This is a genomic window from Kitasatospora sp. NPDC036993, from assembly GCF_055607525.1.
Genome location: NZ_JBVJRP010000004.1, coordinates 424,088 through 441,708, shown reverse-complemented (window position 1 = coordinate 441,708; position 17,621 = coordinate 424,088). Strand labels below are relative to the sequence as shown.

The following is a 17,621-nucleotide window of genomic DNA, read 5'->3' as shown; positions in this document are numbered from 1 at the left end:
CCGGGCCTGCGGCACACTTTCGAGTGACAACCACTTCGATTCCCCGCCGGTGTCGGTCCGTACGCCTACCTTGTGGCTCGGCACGGACCCACAGGAGGGAGAAGGGCCATGGTCGCCATGCCAGCTGTCGAGGGCCCGCTGGGCCGGGGCAACCTCCTCCAGGCGTTCCTGGAGCTGGACACGCCGCCCGGCTACAAGGCAGAGCTCATCGAAGGGGAAATCGTCGTGACACCACCGCCGGACGGAGAGCACGAAGCCGCGTTCTCCCTGCTGGCCAAGCAGTTCTTCCGCAAGGCCGCGACCGACCTCGACCTCTCCGGCAACAAGGGTCTGATCGTGCCGACGGGCCGGTTCATCCCCGACGGCACCGTCAGCCCGGTCGGACACTTCCTGAACGCCGACTCATGGGCGGAAGCCGCCGGCGTCCTGCTGGTCTTCGAAGTCACGTCCACCAATCCGCGCCGAGACCGGGAACAGAAGCGCCGTGGCTACGCCGCCGCCGGTATCCCGTGCTACCTGCTGGTGGACCGCAGCGCCGGTACGGTCACGCTGTTCACCGCCCCCGAGGGCGACGACTACAGCGAGAAGGAGCCGGTCCCGTTCGGCAAGCCGATCGACCTCCCCGCCCCGTTCTCCTTCACGCTCGACACGGCGCCCCTGCGGTAGGTCGCAGCCACCGCAGGGGCGCCGTCGCCGACGAGCGCCGGACTACTCGACGGTGACCGACTTCGCCAGGTTGCGCGGCTGGTCGACCTCGTGGCCCTTGGCCGTGGCCAGCTCGCAGGCGAAGACCTGGAGCGGGACGGTGGCGACCAGCGGCTGGAGCAGCACCGGGGTGGCCGGGATGCGGATCAGGTGGTCCGCGTACGGGACGACGGCCTCGTCGCCCTCCTCCGCGATCACGATCGTGCGGGCGCCGCGGGCCCGGATCTCCTGGATGTTGGAGACGATCTTGTCGTGCAGGATCGACCGCCCGCGCGGCGAGGGCACGACCACCACGACCGGCAGCCCCTCCTCGATCAGCGCGATCGGACCGTGCTTGAGTTCGCCCGCCGCGAAGCCCTCGGCGTGCATGTACGCCAGCTCCTTGAGCTTGAGCGCGCCCTCCAGGGCCACCGGGAAGCCGACGTGGCGGCCGAGGAACAGCACCGAGCGGGCGTCGGCCAGCGAGCGGGCCAGCTCGCGCACCGGCTCCATGGTCTCCAGGACCTGCTCGACCTGCTTCGGCGCGTCGCCGAGCTCCTTGATGACGGCGAAGATCTCGTCGCCCCACTTGGTGCCGCGCACCTGGCCCAGGTACAGGGCGACCAGGTAGCAGGCGACCAGCTGGGTCAGGAACGCCTTGGTGGACGCGACCGCGACCTCGGGACCGGCGTGGGTGTACAGCACCGCGTCCGACTCGCGCGGGATGGTCGAGCCGTTGGTGTTGCAGATCGCCAGCACCTTGGCGCCCTGCTCACGGGCGTGACGCAGGGCCATCAGGGTGTCCATGGTCTCGCCGGACTGCGAGATGGCGATGACCAGCGTGCCCGGGCCCATGATCGGGTCGCGGTAGCGGAACTCGGAGGCGACCTCGACCTCGCAGGGGATGCGGGTCCAGTGCTCGATCGCGTACTTGGCGATCATGCCCGCGTGGAACGCGGTGCCGCAGGCCACGATGACGACCTTGTCGACCGAGCGCAGGTCGGCGTCGGAGATCCGCAGCTCGTCCAGGGTGAGCCGGCCGTCGGTGCCGATCCGGCCGAGCAGGGTGTCGGCGACGGCCTTCGGCTGCTCGGCGATCTCCTTGAGCATGAAGTAGTCGTAGCCGCCCTTCTCGGCGGCGGAGGCGTCCCAGTCGACGTGGTACTCGCGCACGTCGGCCGGGGTGCCGTCGAAGTTCGTGACGGTCACGCCCTCCCGGCGCAGCTCGACCACCTGGTCCTGGCCCAGCTCGATCGCCTCGCGGGTGTGCGCGATGAAGGCGGCGACGTCGGAGGCGAGGAAGTTCTCGCCCTCGCCGCGGCCGACCACCAGCGGCGAGTTGCGGCGCGCGCCCACGACCACGTCCGGCGCGTCGGCGTGCACGGCGACCAGCGTGAAGGCGCCCTCCAGCTGACGGCAGACCACCCGCATGGCCTCGGCGAGGTCGCCCGCGTAGGCCTCGCCCAGCAGGTGGGCGACGACCTCGGTGTCGGTCTCGGACCGGAGGGTGTGGCCGCGCTCGGCGATCTCGGCGCGCAGCTGGGCGAAGTTCTCGATGATGCCGTTGTGCACCACGGCCACCCGCTGCCGGTCGTCCAGGTGGGGGTGGGCGTTGGCGTCCGTCGGGCCGCCGTGGGTGGCCCAGCGGGTGTGGCCGATGCCGGTGGTGCCGCCGGGCAGAGGGGACTCGGCGAGCGACTTCTCCAGGTTGGCGAGCTTGCCGGCCCGCTTGTCGGTGGCCAGACTCCACTGCCCGTCGGAGTCCTGGACCTGCACCGCGACACCGGCCGAGTCGTAACCCCGGTATTCCAGGCGCTGCAGGCCTGCGATTACTACGTCGAGGGCGGCCTGAGCGCCCACGTATCCAACAATTCCGCACATGCGTGCCAGCATAAGGGCGGTTCTGTGGCCGTTTTCCCGCCTCGCGGGAACGCTGCGTGACCGACACCACAACCACCGTGAACGCCGCGACGGCTCACAATGGAGCATGTGCTGACCGAACTCTGTACGCGGGGCGCCGCCACGCCCGGCCCGTCACCGTCTCCCTACGTGGACCTCAGCCGGGCCGAGTGGAGCGCGCTGCGCGAGCGTACGCCGCTGCCGCTGACCGCCGAGGAGGTGGAGCAGTTGCGCGGCCTCGGTACCGCCCTCGACCTGGACGAGGTCCGCGACGTCTACCTGCCCCTGTCCCGGCTGCTGAACCTGTACATCCACGCCACGCACGAGCTGCGCGGCACGCTGGGCACCTTCCTGGACACCCCGGACACCGAGCGCACCCGCACGCCGTTCATCATCGGCGTGGCCGGCTCCGTCGCGGTCGGCAAGTCCACGACCGCCCGCCTGCTCCAGGAGCTGCTCGCCCGCTGGCCGGAGCACCCCCGGGTCGAACTGGTCACCACCGACGGCTTCCTGCTGCCCAACGCCGAGCTGCGCCGCCGCGGTCTGATGGCCCGCAAGGGCTTCCCGGAGTCGTACGACCGCCGGGCGCTGACGCGCTTCGTCGCGGACGTGAAGGCGGGCAAGGAGCGGGTCAGCGCGCCGGTCTACTCGCACCTGGTGTACGACATCGTGCCGGACCGGCGGCTCACCGTGGAGCGACCGGACATCCTGATCGTCGAGGGCCTGAACGTGCTCCAGCCGGCCCTGCCGGGCACCGACGGCCGCACCCGCCTCGCGGTGGCCGACTACTTCGACTTCTCGATCTACGTCGACGCCAGGACCGACGACATCGAGCACTGGTACCTGGACCGCTTCCGCAAGCTGCGGCAGACCGCCTTCCAGGACCCGAGCTCCTACTTCCGCCGCTTCACCGAGGTGCCGGAGGAGGAGGCGATGGAGTACGGCCGGCAGGTCTGGCGCACCATCAACAAGCCCAACCTGCTGGAGAACGTGCTGCCGACCCGCGGCCGGGCCACCCTGATCCTCCAGAAGGGCGCGGACCACAAGGTCCGCCGGGCGCTGCTGCGCAAGCTCTGACCGCACGCCGAAGGGCCCCCGCGTCGCGGGGGCCCTTCGGCGAGTCCGGGGCTCAGCCCAGGTGGGCGCGCACCGCCTCGGCCAGCCGCTGCCCGACCGTCTCGGCCTGCGCCGGGTCGGCGGCCTCGACCATCACCCGGACCAGCGGCTCGGTGCCCGACGGGCGCAGCAGCACCCGGCCGGTGGAGCCCAGCTCGGCCTCGGCCTCGGCGACCGCGGCGGCCAGCTCGGTGCTGGTCCTCACCCGGGACTTGTCGACGCCCTTGACGTTGATCAGCACCTGCGGCAGCCGGGTCATCACGGCGGCCAGGTCGGCCAGCGGCTGCTTGGTGGCGGCCAGCCTGGCGCCCAGCATCAGGCCGGTCAGGGTGCCGTCGCCGGTGGTGGCGTGGTCCAGCAGGATCACGTGGCCGGACTGCTCGCCGCCCAGCGCGAAGCCCCGCTCCTTCATCGCCTCCAGCACGTAGCGGTCGCCGACGGAGGTCTCCACCAGCTCGACGCCCTCGCGCTCCATCGCCAGCTTGAAGCCCAGGTTGGACATCACGGTGGCCACCGCGGTGTTGCCGCGCAGGGTGCCGGCCTCCTTCATGGCGACCGCGAGGATGGCGATGATCTGGTCGCCGTCCACCTCGTTGCCCTCCGCGTCGGCGGCCAGGCAGCGGTCGGCGTCGCCGTCCAGGGCGATGCCCAGGTCGGCCCGGTGCTCCTGCATCGCGACGCGCAGCCGGTCCAGGTGGGTGGAGCCGACGCCGTCGTTGATGTTGAGGCCGGTGGGCTCGGCCCCCAGGGTGTGGACCACCTCGGCGCCGGCCCGGGCGAAGGCCTCGGGGGCGACGTAGGCGGCCGCGCCGTGGGCGCCGTCGATGACCACCCTGATGCCGTCCAGGCGGTTGGGCAGCACGCCGATCAGGTGGGCGACGTACTTGTCGAAGCCCTCGGTGTACTCGCGCACCCGGCCGACGGCCGCGCCGGTCGGGCGGTTCCAGTCCTCGTCGCCGAGCGTGTGCTTGCGGTAGTGGGTCTCGATCGCGTCCTCGATGCGGTCGTCCAGCTTGTGGCCGCCGCGGGCGAGGAACTTGATGCCGTTGTCCGGCATGGCGTTGTGGCTGGCGGACAGCATCACGCCGAAGTCGGCGCCGAGCGCGCCGGTGAGGTAGGCCACGGCCGGGGTGGGCAGGACACCGACCCGCAGGACGTCGACGCCGGCGCTCGCCAGACCGGCGATGACGGCGGCCTCCAGGAACTCGCCCGAGGCGCGCGGGTCACGGCCGACCACCGCGACCGGCCGGTGGCCCTCGAAGGCGCCGGCCTCGCCGAGCACATGGGCCGCCGCGACCGACAGGCCGAGCGCCAGCTCCGCCGTCAGGCCCTCGTTGGCCACCCCGCGCACGCCGTCCGTACCGAAGAGTCGTCCCACTGTCCCGTTCCTCCATCACCACTGCTCGGAACCCAACCGATGATCCCGGCCGCCGCACAGTAGCCGGGGAACACGTCGCCCCGGAGTACACGGGGTACTCCGGGGCGACGGTTTCGCGCAACCAGGGGGTGCGCCGCCAGGGCGGGCCGCACCCCCGGGGAGGCGATTAGCGCTTGCTGTACTGCGGCGCCTTGCGGGCCTTCTTGAGACCGGCCTTCTTGCGCTCGACGGCGCGGGCGTCACGCATCAGGAAGCCGGCCTTCTTCAGGGCGGCGCGGTTGTTGTCCACGTCGGCCTCGTTCAGGGCACGGGCGACGCCGAGGCGCAGCGCGTAGGCCTGGCCGGAGGTGCCACCACCGCTGATGCGGGCGACGACGTCGTAACGGCCGTCCAGCTCGAGGAGCTTGAAGGGCTCGTTCACGGTCTGCTGGTGCACCTTGTTGGGGAAGTAGCCCTCGAGGGTGCGGCCGTTGATCTTCCACTGGCCGGTGCCGGGGACGATGCGCACGCGGGCGATCGCCTCCTTGCGACGGCCGAGGCCGGCGCCGGGGACGGCCTCGCCGAAGCGGCCGGCCAGGGACTCGGAGGTGTAGCTCTCCTCGGAGGTGTACTCGCCCTCGACGGCCTCAACGGCGTCGTCGAACTCGACCTCAAGGGTTTCAGTGGTCTCGGCCACGGTGTTCCTCAGCTCTTTTCAGTGTTGGGGGGCTTGGTGGCCGAATTACTGCGCGACCTGGGTGATCTCGAACGGCACCGGCTGCTGGGCAGCGTGCGGGTGCTGGTCGCCCGAGTAGACCTTCAGCTTGGAGAGCATCTGGCGGCCCAGGCTGTTCTTGGGGATCATGCCCTTGATGGCCTTCTCGACGGCCTTCTCCGGGTTGTTCGCCAGCAGGTCGTCGTAGCGCACCGAGCGCAGACCGCCCGGGAAGCCCGAGTGGCGGTAGGCCAGCTTCTGGGTCTTCTTGTTGCCGGACAGGTGCACCTTGTCGGCGTTGATGATGATGACGAAGTCACCAGTGTCAACGTGCGGCGCGTAGATCGCCTTGTGCTTCCCCCGGAGGAGGTTGGCGGCCTGGGAGGCCAGGCGGCCGAGCACGACGTCGTTCGCGTCGATGACGTGCCACTGACGCTGGACGTCGCCGGGCTTGGGGCTGTACGTACGCACGGTCGTAGCCTTCGCTTTTCAGTGAGTGAGTCCTGACAGGAGCACCGGGACGGAAGATCAGCCTGGCCAACCTTGGACGCAATTCAAGGGGGACCGCTGGTCGACGACCTGATGTCTCCGGCGTACCGACCTCTCACGTGAGATAGAGCGAGCCAATACGCACATCAAGCGTCCAGATTACCGGCACGACCCGGAGCGGTCAAAAATCGCCGGGAACCCCCCGGGTCGTCACTCAGCGTTCGCGCTCCACCCGGGTCACGTCCCAGACCGGTTCGGACGACTCGTACACCCGGCCGTCCGCGCCGAACACCAGGAAACGGTCGAAGGTCTTGGCGAACCAGCGGTCGTGGGTGACGCACAGCACGGTGCCCTCGAAGGCCTCCAGGCCGGTCTGCAGGGCCTCGGCGCTCTCCAGGTCCAGGTTGTCGGTCGGCTCGTCGAGCAACAGGGCCGTCACACCGGAGAGTTCGAGCTTGAGGATCATCAGCCGGGCCTGCTGCCCACCGGACAGCGACTCGAACTTCTGCTCCTCCTGGCGGTCCAGCTCGTACCGGCGCAGTGCGCCCATCGCGGCGCCGCGGCTGAGCGCGTGCTCCTCCTCGACGATCGAACGGACGGTACGGCCGAACAGCTCCGGGTGGGCGTGGGTCTGCCGGAAGTGGCCGGGCACGACCCGGGCGCCCAGCTTCCAGCTGCCGCCGTGCGCGACCGTCTCGTCGCCCGCCAGCAGCCGCAGCAGGTGCGACTTGCCGGCGCCGTTGGCGCCCAGCACCGCGACCCGCTCGCCGTAGAAGACCTCCAGGTCGAAGGGCTGCATCAGGCCGGTGAGCTCCAGCCGCTCCAGGGTGAAGGCGCGCACGCCGGTGCGTCCGCCCTTGAGCCGCATGGAGATGCTCTGCTCGCGCGGGGGCTCCTCCGGCCGCCCGGCCTCCTCGAACTTCTTCAGCCGGGTCTGCGCGGCGGCGTAGCGGGTGGCCAGGGCGTGGCTGACGGCCGCGGCCTGACGCAGGGTGACGACCAGCTTCTTGAGCTTGGCGTGCTCCTCGTCCCAGCGGCGGCCCAGCTCCTCGAAGCGCTCGAACCTGGCCTTGCGGGCCTCGTGGAAGCTGTCGAAGCCGCCGCCGTGCACCCAGACGCTGCTGCCGGCCGCGCCGGTCTCGACGCTGATGATCTTGTCGGCGGTCTTCGAGAGCAGCTCGCGGTCGTGCGAGATGAACAGGACGGTCTTCGGAGTGGCCTTGATCGCCTCCTCCAGCCAGCGCTTGGCCGGGACGTCCAGGTAGTTGTCCGGCTCGTCGAGGAGCAGGACCTCCTCCGGGCCGCGCAGCAGCGCCTCCAGGACGAGCCGCTTCTGTTCGCCGCCGGAGAGGGTGTTCAGGCCGCGCCACTGGGCCTTGTCGAAGGGCGTGCCGAGGGCCGCCATGGTGCAGACGTCCCAGTCGGTCTCGTAGTCGTAGCCGCCGACGTCGGCCCAGTCGGAGAGCGCCTGGGCGTAGGCCATCTGCGTCTTCTCGTCGTCCTGGGCGATCATCGCCAGCTCCGCGGCGTCCACCGCGCGGGCCGCCTTGGCGATCCGCTCGGGGGCAACGGAGACCAGCAGGTCGCGCACCGAGGCGTCGGCCGGCAGCGCGCCCGGGGTGGCCTGCTGGTCCTCGCGGCCGGTGGTGCCGACGAACTGGCGCATCACGCCGAGCCCGCCGCTGATCGTCACCGAGCCGCCGTGCGACTGGAGGTCCCCCGCGATCATCCTCAGCAGGGTGGTCTTGCCGGCCCCGTTCGCGCCGACCAGGGCGACCGCGGCGCCCTCGCCGACCCGGAAGGACGCGTCGTCGAACAACACGCGCCCGTCCGGCAGGTAGTACTCCAGGTGCGAAATCTCGACGTGTCCCATGGGAACGATTGTCCCAAGCGGACGCGCCCGACCAAAACGGATTTAGCCCTCGACTCCGTAATCCCCGGTGGCCACCGGCTGCCCGGGCAGGGTGCGCATCCGGCGGGCCAGCCGGTTGCGCTCGGCCAGCTTGTCGTCCGGCGGGTAGCCGACCTCCTCCAGCGTGAGCCCGTACGGCCTGATCACGTTGACGGCGGAGTTGCGCACCCCGCCGGCCAGCACCTCCCCGGGGAACTCCACCGGCCGGTGCCCGTCGCCGACCAGCAGCATCGCGCCGACCAGCGCCCTGACCATGTTGTGGCAGAACGCGTCGGCCCGGACGGTGGCGACCGCGAGCGAGCCCTCCTGGGCGGCGTACGGGTCCACCGGGACGCGGTCCCAGTGCAGCTCCAGCAGGGTGCGGATGGTGGTCGCGCCCTCGCGCTTCTTGCAGTACGCGGCGAAGTCGTGCTCGCCGAGCAGCAGCTTCGCCGCCGCGTTCATCCGGTCCAGGTCCAGCGGCCGGTCGTGCCAGAGCACGTGGCCGCGCAGCAGCGGGTCCACCCCGCCCTGGTGGTCGGCGACCCGGTACGCGTACCGGCGCCAGATCGCCGAGAAGCGGGCGTCGAAGCCGGCCGGCGCCTCGCCGACCCGGTAGATCCGGACGTCCCCTGGCAGCCGGCCGGCCAGCCGGCGCAGCAGCTTCTCCCGGTGCGCCGCCCACAGCTCGGCGGGCAGGTCGACGTGGGCGACCTGGCCGCGGGCGTGCACCCCGGCGTCGGTGCGGCCGGCCACGGTCAGCGGGAACGCCTCGGAGCTGCGCGTGACGATCTGCAGCGCGGTCTCGATCTCCTCCTGGACCGTCCGGCGGCCGCCCTTCTGGCGGGCCCAGCCGGAGAACTCGGCGCCCTGGTAGGCGAGGTCGAGCCGGACCCGGACGTACCCGTCGGCCGGGCCGTCCTTCACTGGGGGCTGCTCGGCGCAATCGTTGACCACTGCTTCTCTTCTCCCGGACTGCTCTGGTCGGCCAAGGGGACGGGAACGGGCCCGCTCCCCCGGTAGTGGGGAAACGGGCCCGCGAACACCTTGGAGGTGTCAGGCCTGCTCGGCCTCGGCCTCGTCGGCCTTGGGGGCCTCGGCCTTGGCCTCGGCCTCCTTGACGGCACGCTTGGTGGCGCCCTCGGCCTCGCCGACGGCGGTCTGCGCGACGGTCAGCGACTCGACCAGCTCGATCACGGCCATCGGGGCGTTGTCGCCACGACGGGGACCGATCTTGGTGATACGGGTGTAACCACCCGGGCGGTTCTCGTAGCGCGGCGCGATCTCGGTGAAGAGGGTGTGCAGCACGGCGATGTCGGTGATCGTCTTGCGCACCAGGCGACGGTTGTGGATGTCGCCCTTCTTCGCCTTGGTGATCAGCTTCTCCGCCAGCGGGCGCATCCGACGGGCCTTGGCCTCGGTCGTGGTGATGCGGCCGTACTGGAACAGCTCCCGGCACAGACCGGCGAGCAGCAGCGGCTCGTGGTGCGGGCCGCCGCCGAGGCGGGCACCCTTGGTGGGACGCGGCATGGAATTACTCCTCGAATCTCCGACTGCGGCCGTACCAGGTACCACAGCGGGCGTACGGGCACTGTGCCCGCACGACTTTCACGACGACGGAGGCGGTTCCGGAGAACCGCCCCCGCGGTCAAGTCTCTCAGTACTGCTCGGTCTCGGCGAAGTGCGAGTCGTCGAGGTCGTCGGCGCCGAAGGCGTCGGCGGCAGCGGTCGGGTCGAACCCGGGCGGGCTGTCCTTGAGGGCCAGGCCCATGCCGGCCAGCTTCGCCTTGACCTCGTCGATCGACTTCGCACCGAAGTTGCGGATGTCGAGCAGGTCCGCCTCGGAGCGGGCGACGAGCTCACCCACGGTGTGGATGCCCTCGCGCTTGAGGCAGTTGTAGGAGCGGACCGTGAGCTCCAGCTCCTCGATCGGCAGCGCCAGGTCGGCGGCCAGGGCGGCGTCCGTCGGGGACGGGCCCATGTCGATGCCCTCGGCGTCGATGTTCAGCTCGCGGGCGAGGCCGAACAGCTCCACCAGGGTCTTGCCGGCCGAGGCCATGGCGTCGCGCGGACGCATGGCGGGCTTGGTCTCGACGTCGACGATCAGCTTGTCGAAGTCGGTCCGCTGCTCGACACGGGTGGCCTCGACCTTGTAGGTGACCTTCAGCACGGGGCTGTAGATCGAGTCGACCGGGATGCGGCCGATCTCCTGGCCGGAGGCCTTGTTCTGGACGGCGGAGACGTAGCCGCGACCGCGCTCGACGGTCAGCTCCATCTCCAGCTTGCCCTTGCCGTTCAGGGTGGCGAGGACCAGCTCGGGGTTGTGCACCTCGACACCCGCCGGCGGGGCGATGTCGGCGGCGGTCACGACGCCCGGGCCCTGCTTGCGCAGGTACATCACGACCGGCTCGTCGTGCTCCGAGGAGACGACCAGCTGCTTGATGTTGAGGATGAGGTCGGTCACGTCCTCCTTGACGCCCGGCACGGTGGTGAACTCGTGCAGGACGCCGTCGATGCGGATGCTGGTGACAGCGGCACCCGGGATCGACGACAGGAGCGTGCGGCGCAGGGAGTTGCCGAGGGTGTAGCCGAAGCCCGGCTCCAGCGGCTCGATCACGAACCGCGAGCGGAACTCGTCGACGACCTCTTCGGTCAGCGAGGGACGCTGAGCGATAAGCATGGGGAAGAACCCTCCAGTTGTCTTCGGCACCCACTATTTGATGCCGACAGGACCAAGCGTACGGGGTCCCGCAGGCAGCGACGAATCACTGCGTGGGACCCCGTACGAGGTTGAAGCAGAACTGCGTGCCCGAAGGCGCTGCGTCAGACGCGGCGGCGCTTCGGCGGACGGCAGCCGTTGTGCGGGGTGGGGGTGACGTCCTGGATCGAGCCGACCTCCAGGCCGGTGGCCTGGAGCGAACGGATCGCGGTCTCGCGGCCGGAGCCCGGACCCTTCACGAAGACGTCGACCTTGCGCATGCCGTGCTCCTGCGCGCGACGGGCAGCGGCCTCGGCGGCCATCTGCGCGGCGAACGGGGTGGACTTGCGCGAGCCCTTGAAGCCGACGTGGCCGGCGGAGGCCCAGGAGATCACGTTGCCCGCGGGGTCGGTGATCGAAACGATGGTGTTGTTGAACGTGCTCTTGATGTGCGCGTGGCCGTGAGCGACGTTCTTCTTTTCCTTGCGGCGGATCTTCTTCGCGCCGGCAGCCTGACGACCCTTGGGGGGCATAAGTCTGTTCTCCTACTGAGGTGGTCGGTCCGCTGACCCGCGGGCCGGAGGGATGTCCGGTTACGGGACGGACTACTTCTTGCCCGGCTTCTTCTTGCCGGCGATCGCGCGACGCGGGCCCTTGCGGGTACGCGCGTTGGTGTGGGTGCGCTGGCCGCGGACCGGCAGGCCGCGACGGTGACGCAGACCCTCGTAGCAGCCGATCTCGACCTTGCGGCGGATGTCGGCGGCCACCTCACGGCGGAGGTCACCCTCGACCGTGTAGTTGGCGTCGATGTACTGGCCCAGCTTCACGAGGTCTTCCTCGGAGATGTCGCGAACGCGGACATCCGGGTTGACACCGGTCTCGACCAGGGTCTGCTGGGCGCGGGTACGGCCGATGCCGTACACGTAGGTAAGGGCGATCTCGATCCGCTTCTCACGGGGGAGATCAACGCCGGCGAGGCGTGCCATTCAAGGCTCCTGTGCTTTTTCAGAGGTCTTGCGTGCTGCCTACTCCGACACCTCACGGTGAGGGAGCCCCGGCCTCTGACCGGGGGTGGCAGTCCGTTCCCTGTGGGACGGATCGGGCAGCCCGCTTATGACGTTTTCGCGTCGCGCGAAGTACTACGAGAAATGCTGGGGGCGATCAGCCCTGGCGCTGCTTGTGGCGCAGGTTGTCGCAGATCACCATGACCCGGCCGTGACGGCGGATCACCTTGCACTTGTCGCAGATCTTCTTGACGCTCGGCTTGACCTTCATGTTTCAGGTTCTCCGGGTCTAGATCTGACGTTCTTACTTGTAGCGGTAGACGATCCGGCCGCGCGTGAGGTCGTAGGGGCTGAGCTCCACGACGACCCGGTCGTCCGGCAGGATGCGGATGTAGTGCATGCGCATCTTGCCACTGATGTGCGCGAGGACCTTGTGACCGTTCTGCAGCTCGACCTTGAACATCGCGTTCGGAAGAGACTCGATCACGGTGCCCTCGATCTCAATGGCGCCTTGCTTCTTAGCCATGAACTGCGAGATCCACCTTCCGGGACCGGCTACCGTATGCGGAACGCTCGTGCGAACCTGGGTTCACCCCGCCCCCGAGGGGAAGAGGGCGTGCTGAAGCACGCTACGAGTGAGCCGACGGTCCATCCTACGCCAGCGCGTCCGGCGGACCAAAACGGGGCCCCGGAAGGCGGTCGCCGTCACATCTGCTACGTCAGGCCCCGACGGTGGCCGTCAGCGGGTCCACGTGGGCGGTGCAGGCCGCGCAGCGGCGGGCGGCCAGGGGGATCTCGGTCAGGCACTCCGGGCACGGGCGCTTCGGCGTCTTCGGCGCCTTCGGCATGTAGCGCGCGGTCGCCTTGGTGATCGGCAGCACCACGCAGAAGTACAGCACCGCCGCGGTCATCAGGAACGCGATCAGCACGTTGAGGAACTGCCCGTACGGGAAGGTCACCCCCGCGATGTGCGCCTGGTACGAGCTGAAGTCGCCGGCCGCGCCGACCACCACGCCGACCAGCGGGGTGAGGAAGGCGGACACGAAACCGGTCACCACCGCGGTGAACGCGGCCCCGATGACGACACCGACCGCCATGTCGACGACGTTGCCGCGCATCATGAAGTCGCGGAATCCCTTGAGCACGTTCTCTCCTGCTGCTCGTAAAGCCACTACTGACCACTGCCAGCGCATAAAAATAGGACAAAAGCCCTGGAGGTCCAAACCTCCAGGGCTCTGATCCCTTGTCAGCGACGGCAGTTGGGCGCCGCCGGGACTACGCGAGGGGGTCCGGAGCTGCGGTGATGCCCAGCTTGGCCAGTTCCGCCCTGCCACCGTCGAAGGCGGTCAGCACCAGCGGGCCCTGCTCGGTGACGGCCACCGAGTGCTCCCAGTGCGAGGCCCAGGTGCCGTCGTTGGTGACGACCGTCCAGTCGTCCTCCAGCACGGCGGTGTGCGGGGTGCCCAGCGAGACCATCGGCTCGATCGCCAGCACGGTGCCGGGGACCAGCTTCGGGCCCTTGCCGCGGCCGCGCTCGACGTAGTTCAGCACGTGCGGCTCCATGTGCATCGCGGTGCCGATGCCGTGGCCGCCGTAGCCCTCGGTGATGCCCCACTTGCCCTTCGGCGGCAGCGGCTGCCGGCGGATGTAGCCCTCGATCGCCTTCGAGACGTCCACCAGGCGGTTGTTCTTCTTCATCTGGGCGATGCCGGCCCACATCGAGCCCTCGGTGACCCGGCTCAGCATCTCGACCTCGGGGCGGACCTCGCCGACCGCCACGGTGATGGCCGCGTCGCCGTGCCAGCCGTCCAGGATGGCGCCGCAGTCGATCGAGATGACGTCGCCCTCCTGGAGCACCCGCTCGCCCGGGATGCCGTGCACGACCTCGTTGTTCACCGAGGCGCAGATCACACCGGGGAACCAGAGCCCGCCGTGGTCGGCCCGGAAGTTCGAGGTGGCGCCGTGGCCGGTGATGACCTTGTCCGCGATGTCGTTGAGCTCCTGGGTGGTCACCCCGGGGGCGACCGCCTCGCGACAGGCCTTCAGGGCCTCGGCGACGACCAGCCCGGCCGCTCGCATCTTCGCGATCTGCTCGGGGGTCTTGATCTCCACCATCTGGTCACGCCTTCCAAGTCCGGATTACCACTGCTACCACCGTACGACGCCGAAACGGCCGGGCCACCCGCGCTGGGCGGGCGATCCGGCCGTGCCGTCGTACGTTCGCCGAGAGACTCAGCTGTCCTGCTTCAGCGCCTCGATCGAGCGGGCGGTGACCTCGTCCACCTTGCCGAGGGCCGAGATCGTCGCCACCAGGCCCTGCTGGGCGTAGTAGTCGATGATCGGCTCGGTCTCCGTGTGGTAGACCTCCAGGCGCGTCCGCACCTTCTCCTCGGTGTCGTCGGAGCGCTGGTACAGCTCGCCGCCGCACTCGTCGCAGACGCCCTCGGCCTTCGGCGGGTTGTAGTCCACGTGGAAGACGTGGCCCCCGTCGTTGCGGCACAGGCGACGGCCGGCGATCCGGCGGACGACCTCGTCCTCCGGGACCTCCAGGTCCAGCACGCCGTCCAGCTTGATGCCCTGCTCGGCGAGGAACTCGTCCAGCGCCTTGGCCTGCCCCAGGTTGCGGGGGAAGCCGTCGAGCAGGAAGCCGCGGACGGCGTCCTCCTGGAGCATCCGGTCCTTGGCCATCCCGATGGTGACCTCGTCCGGTACCAGGTGTCCCGCGTCCATGTAGCTCTTGGCCTCGAGCCCCAGCGGGGTGCCCTGGCTGATGTTCGCGCGGAACAGGTCACCGGTAGAGATATGGGGGATGGACAGGGTCTTGGCGAGCAGGTGCGCCTGAGTACCCTTCCCGGCCCCGGGAGGACCAACGAGGACGATACGCATCAGCGGAGGAACCCTTCGTAATTGCGCTGCTGGAGCTGGCTCTCGATCTGCTTCACAGTTTCGAGTCCGACGCCGACGACGATGAGCACGCTGGTGCCGCCGAACGGGAAGTTGGTCTGCTGTCCGAAGGCGACCAGGGCGATCATCGGGATCAACGCGATCAGGCCCAGGTAGAGCGAACCCGGCCACGTGATTCGGGTCAGCACGTAGTTCAGGTACTCGGCCGTCGGGCGGCCGGCCCGGATACCCGGGATGAACCCACCATACTTCTTCATGTTGTCGGCAACTTCTTCGGGGTTGAAGGAGATGGCGACGTAGAAGAAGGCGAAGAAGACGATCAGCAGGAAGTAGGTGGCCATGTAGATCGGGTGGTCACCCTTGACGAAGTTCGTCCTGATCCAGGTGGCCCAGCCCGCCTGGCTGTTGGTCAGCTGGACCACCAGTGCCGGGATGTACAGCAGCGACGAGGCGAAGATGACCGGGATGACACCGGCCTGGTTCACCTTGAGCGGGATGTAGGTCGAGGTGCCGCCGAACGCCCGGCGGCCGATCATCCGCTTCGCGTACTGGACCGGGATCCGGCGCTGGGCCTGCTCGACGAAGATGACCAGCATCACGACGATGACGCCGACCGCGACCACGGAGAGGAACTCGACCCAGCCGCCGCCGATGGTGCCGGTGGTCTTGATGTTCCACATGCTGGAGGGGAACTGCGCCGCGATCGAGGTGAAGATCAGCAGCGACATGCCGTTGCCGATGCCGCGGTCGGTGATCAGCTCGCCCAGCCACATGATGACCGTGGTGCCGGCGGTCATGGTGAGCACCATGACCGCGATCCGGAACACGCCGGTGTCCGGCACGATCTGGTTGGCCAGCGGGCAGCCGGCGAACAGCGCGCCGCTGGAGGCCGTCGCCACGATGCCGGTGCCCTGGAGCACGGCGAGCGCGATCGTCAGGTAGCGGGTGTACTGGGTGATCTTCGCCTGGCCGGCCTGTCCCTCCTTCTTCAGCATCTCCAGTCGCGGGATCACGACGGTGAGGAGCTGGAGGATGATGCTCGCCGTGATGTACGGCATGATGCCGAGGGCGAAGATCGTCAGCTGGAGGAGCGCGCCCCCGCTGAACAGGTTGACGAGTCCGAAGAGGCCGCTGTTCTTCGTGTCCTTCACACACTCGTTCACGGCCGTGAAGCTCACGCCCGGCATCGGAATGTGCGAGCCCAGCCGGAACAGCACCATGATGCCCAGCGTGAACAGCAGCTTCTTGCGCAGGTCGGGCGTCTGGAACGCCCGCGCGAACGCACTGAGCACGGTGCCTCCTGCGCCTCCCGCACGTCGTCGGCGGGAGGGTCGGTCCTGAATGGGGAGTTTGCGGTACGGGCTCCCGTACAGACGGCACAGGCGAGCCTACGCGCAGCCTACAAGGGAACTCCACGGACTCTAACAGTGCGCAGCCACTCGGAAGAAGCGCGTACGGCCGCTCCCCCACTCACGGGGTACGGGATGCCCGGGTTTGCCACACAAAAGAACGAGCGCCTTTCGCGGCCGGGGAAACGGAACGGGCCCCGCACCTCCCGAAGGAGGTGCGGGGCCCGTAAGCCGGAGTCAGCGGGCTCAGACGAGCTCGGTGACCGTACCGCCGGCGGCCTTGATCTTCTCGGCGGCCGAACCGGAGACGGCGTCCACCGTCACCTGGAGGGCGACCGAGACCTCGCCGGTGCCGAGCACCTTGACGAGCGAGTTCTTGCGAACCGCGCCCTTGGCGACCAGGTCCTCGACCGTGACGGCGCCACCCTGCGGGTAGAGCTCGGCCAGCTTGTCGAGGTTGACGACCTGGAAGGTGATCTTGAACGGGTTCTTGAAACCCTTCAGCTTCGGCAGGCGCATGTGGAGCGGCATCTGGCCACCCTCGAAGCGCTGCGGAACCTGGTAGCGGGCCTTCGTGCCCTTGGTACCACGACCGGCAGTCTTACCCTTGGAGGCCTCACCACGACCCACACGGATCTTGTCGGTCTTGGCACCCGGGGCGGGACGCAGGTTGTGGATCTTGATCGGGTTCTCGCCCATGATCAGTCCACCTCCTCAACCGTCACCAGGTGACGGACCGTCTGGGCCATCCCGCGGATCTCGGGACGGTCCTCCTTCACCACGACGTCGTGCATGCGCTTGAGACCAAGCGTACGCAGGGTGTCACGGTGGTTCTGCTTGCTGCCGATGTACGACTTGGTCTGCGTGATCTTCAGGCGAGCCATCAGGCGCTCACCCCAGCAGCACGCGCCCGCAGCAGAGCGGCGGGGGCCACGTCCTCCAGCGGCAGGCCACGACGCGCGGCGATCTCCTCGGGGCGCACGAGGCCCTTCAGAGCGGCCACGGTGGCGTGCACGATGTTGATCGCGTTGTCCGAGCCGAGCGACTTCGACAGGATGTCGTGGATGCCGGCGCACTCCAGGACGGCGCGCACCGGACCACCGGCGATAACACCGGTACCGGGGGCGGCGGGCTTCAGCAGCACGACGCCGGCGGCCTTCTCACCCTGGATCGGGTGCGGGATGGTGCCCTGGATACGGGGGACCTTGAAGAAGTTCTTCTTGGCCTCCTCAACACCCTTGGCGATGGCGGCCGGAACCTCCTTCGCCTTCCCGTAACCGACACCCACGGTGCCATCGCCATCGCCCACCACGACCAGCGCGGTGAAGGAGAAACGACGACCACCCTTGACAACCTTGGCGACACGGTTGATCGCGACGACGCGCTCGACGTAAGCGGTCTTCTCGACGACCTGGGCGTTGCCCCGGTCGTCACGCTTACGGTCGCGCCGCTCGCCACCGGTGCCGCCACCGGCGCCGCTACCGCGGCGCTGGGGTCCAGCCATTGGATTTACCT

General features: G+C 69.2%; 21 protein-coding genes. 2 read left to right on the top strand and 19 right to left on the bottom strand.

The features are described from left to right. Positions 1 to 108: 108 nt before the first annotated feature. Positions 109 to 666, top strand: a complete 558-nt coding sequence (locus tag ACZ7C5_RS11170; protein ID WP_401079868.1) for a Uma2 family endonuclease — start codon at positions 109 to 111, stop codon at positions 664 to 666. A gap of 42 nt (positions 667 to 708) precedes the next feature. Here the strand turns inward: ACZ7C5_RS11170 and glmS are convergent, their stop codons facing one another. Then, positions 709 to 2,565 carry a glutamine--fructose-6-phosphate transaminase (isomerizing) gene (gene glmS, locus ACZ7C5_RS11165; RefSeq protein WP_188301620.1) on the bottom strand — a complete coding sequence of 619 codons (1,857 nt, stop codon included), beginning with the start codon at positions 2,563 to 2,565 and terminating at the stop codon, positions 709 to 711. Between the two features lie 99 nt (positions 2,566 to 2,664). On the opposite strand from glmS, the gene coaA reads away from it, so the two are divergent. Continuing rightward, positions 2,665 to 3,660 carry a type I pantothenate kinase gene (coaA, locus tag ACZ7C5_RS11160; protein WP_188301621.1) on the top strand — a complete coding sequence of 332 codons (996 nt, stop codon included), beginning with the start codon at positions 2,665 to 2,667 and terminating at the stop codon, positions 3,658 to 3,660. Between the two features lie 52 nt (positions 3,661 to 3,712). On the opposite strand, the gene glmM is transcribed toward coaA, so the two are convergent. From glmM to rpsE, 18 genes are all read right to left on the bottom strand, one after another. Continuing rightward, a complete protein-coding gene (gene glmM, locus ACZ7C5_RS11155; RefSeq protein WP_401079869.1) occupies positions 3,713 to 5,077 on the bottom strand; it encodes a phosphoglucosamine mutase in 1,365 nt (454 codons plus the stop codon). Between the two features lie 166 nt (positions 5,078 to 5,243). Beyond that, the gene (gene rpsI, locus ACZ7C5_RS11150) at positions 5,244 to 5,753 is read right to left on the bottom strand and encodes a 30S ribosomal protein S9 (RefSeq protein ID WP_188301623.1); all 510 of its coding nucleotides are present in this window, start codon (positions 5,751 to 5,753) and stop codon (positions 5,244 to 5,246) included. A gap of 45 nt (positions 5,754 to 5,798) precedes the next feature. Next, positions 5,799 to 6,242, bottom strand: coding sequence for a 50S ribosomal protein L13 (rplM, locus tag ACZ7C5_RS11145; protein ID WP_063348980.1), 444 nt, complete (start codon positions 6,240 to 6,242; stop codon positions 5,799 to 5,801). A 232-nt stretch (positions 6,243 to 6,474) separates the two neighbouring features. Then, positions 6,475 to 8,133 carry an ABC-F family ATP-binding cassette domain-containing protein gene (locus tag ACZ7C5_RS11140; protein WP_470322437.1) on the bottom strand — a complete coding sequence of 553 codons (1,659 nt, stop codon included), beginning with the start codon at positions 8,131 to 8,133 and terminating at the stop codon, positions 6,475 to 6,477. A gap of 42 nt (positions 8,134 to 8,175) precedes the next feature. Continuing rightward, the gene (gene truA / locus ACZ7C5_RS11135; protein ID WP_401079874.1) at positions 8,176 to 9,108 is read right to left on the bottom strand and encodes a tRNA pseudouridine(38-40) synthase TruA; all 933 of its coding nucleotides are present in this window, start codon (positions 9,106 to 9,108) and stop codon (positions 8,176 to 8,178) included. A gap of 99 nt (positions 9,109 to 9,207) precedes the next feature. Beyond that, entirely contained in the window at positions 9,208 to 9,681 is a 474-nt protein-coding gene (gene rplQ, locus ACZ7C5_RS11130) for a 50S ribosomal protein L17 (RefSeq protein ID WP_188301626.1), read from the bottom strand. A 127-nt stretch (positions 9,682 to 9,808) separates the two neighbouring features. Beyond that, complete coding sequence (locus tag ACZ7C5_RS11125; RefSeq protein ID WP_049649049.1) at positions 9,809 to 10,831, bottom strand: DNA-directed RNA polymerase subunit alpha; 1,023 nt, start codon at positions 10,829 to 10,831, stop codon at positions 9,809 to 9,811. 143 nt (positions 10,832 to 10,974) lie between these two features. Then, positions 10,975 to 11,382: a 30S ribosomal protein S11 gene (rpsK, locus tag ACZ7C5_RS11120; RefSeq protein WP_030232513.1), complete on the bottom strand. Its 408-nt coding sequence runs from the start codon at positions 11,380 to 11,382 to the stop codon at positions 10,975 to 10,977. Between the two features lie 72 nt (positions 11,383 to 11,454). Then, a complete protein-coding gene (gene rpsM, locus ACZ7C5_RS11115) occupies positions 11,455 to 11,835 on the bottom strand; it encodes a 30S ribosomal protein S13 (protein WP_063348977.1) in 381 nt (126 codons plus the stop codon). 175 nt (positions 11,836 to 12,010) lie between these two features. After that, a complete protein-coding gene (gene rpmJ / locus ACZ7C5_RS11110) occupies positions 12,011 to 12,124 on the bottom strand; it encodes a 50S ribosomal protein L36 (protein WP_003956441.1) in 114 nt (37 codons plus the stop codon). Positions 12,125 to 12,157: 33 nt separating this feature from the next. Then, on the bottom strand, positions 12,158 to 12,379 hold the full coding sequence (gene infA / locus ACZ7C5_RS11105) for a translation initiation factor IF-1 (RefSeq protein ID WP_003956442.1): 222 nt from the start codon (positions 12,377 to 12,379) through the stop codon (positions 12,158 to 12,160). A 193-nt stretch (positions 12,380 to 12,572) separates the two neighbouring features. Then, on the bottom strand, positions 12,573 to 12,998 hold the full coding sequence (mscL, locus tag ACZ7C5_RS11100) for a large conductance mechanosensitive channel protein MscL (RefSeq protein ID WP_401079877.1): 426 nt from the start codon (positions 12,996 to 12,998) through the stop codon (positions 12,573 to 12,575). Between the two features lie 130 nt (positions 12,999 to 13,128). Further along, complete coding sequence (gene map, locus ACZ7C5_RS11095) at positions 13,129 to 13,968, bottom strand: type I methionyl aminopeptidase (protein WP_188301628.1); 840 nt, start codon at positions 13,966 to 13,968, stop codon at positions 13,129 to 13,131. A gap of 117 nt (positions 13,969 to 14,085) precedes the next feature. After that, positions 14,086 to 14,739 (bottom strand): adenylate kinase, encoded by a 654-nt coding sequence (locus ACZ7C5_RS11090; RefSeq protein ID WP_188301629.1) that lies wholly within the window; start codon positions 14,737 to 14,739, stop codon positions 14,086 to 14,088. Beyond that, the gene (secY, locus tag ACZ7C5_RS11085; RefSeq protein WP_188301630.1) at positions 14,739 to 16,049 is read right to left on the bottom strand and encodes a preprotein translocase subunit SecY; all 1,311 of its coding nucleotides are present in this window, start codon (positions 16,047 to 16,049) and stop codon (positions 14,739 to 14,741) included. Before secY ends, ACZ7C5_RS11090 begins: the two co-directional genes overlap by 1 nt. Positions 16,050 to 16,352: 303 nt before the next feature. Continuing rightward, positions 16,353 to 16,805, bottom strand: a complete 453-nt coding sequence (gene rplO, locus ACZ7C5_RS11080) for a 50S ribosomal protein L15 (protein ID WP_188301631.1) — start codon at positions 16,803 to 16,805, stop codon at positions 16,353 to 16,355. 2 nt (positions 16,806 to 16,807) lie between these two features. Beyond that, on the bottom strand, positions 16,808 to 16,990 hold the full coding sequence (rpmD, locus tag ACZ7C5_RS11075) for a 50S ribosomal protein L30 (protein WP_188301632.1): 183 nt from the start codon (positions 16,988 to 16,990) through the stop codon (positions 16,808 to 16,810). After that, positions 16,990 to 17,610 (bottom strand): 30S ribosomal protein S5, encoded by a 621-nt coding sequence (gene rpsE / locus ACZ7C5_RS11070; RefSeq protein ID WP_188301633.1) that lies wholly within the window; start codon positions 17,608 to 17,610, stop codon positions 16,990 to 16,992. The genes rpmD and rpsE overlap by 1 nt, the downstream gene beginning before the upstream one ends. Positions 17,611 to 17,621: the final 11 nt, after the last annotated feature.